General features: G+C 41.2%; 1 pseudogene. It reads left to right on the plus strand.

The features are described 5' to 3' along the window. Positions 1-255, plus strand: a pseudogene (locus tag ACEN4N_RS11600) (IS30 family transposase); the annotation flags it as partial.

Below are 255 nucleotides of genomic sequence, written 5' to 3' on the forward strand. Positions count from 1 at the left end.
ACACCCATCTTACCACGGATGAACTGGTGATGATAGAATCATATTACCACCAACATATTCCGGTCTCGACCATTGCCAGTCGTTTAAAACGTTCTAGAACACCCATTTATAACGTCATCAACTTCTTTAAAGAGGGCCATACCGCCATTGAGTATTACCAACAATATAAGAAAAACAAACAACGGTGTGGTAGACGTAAGTGTGTCCTTCCTGCAGACCAACAAGTCTACATTAAAGAAAAAGTCTCACAGGGCT

The sequence above is a fragment of the Ruoffia sp. FAM 20857 genome (genome assembly GCF_045528645.1).
In the GTDB taxonomy this organism is placed as follows: domain Bacteria; phylum Bacillota; class Bacilli; order Lactobacillales; family Aerococcaceae; genus Ruoffia; species Ruoffia halotolerans.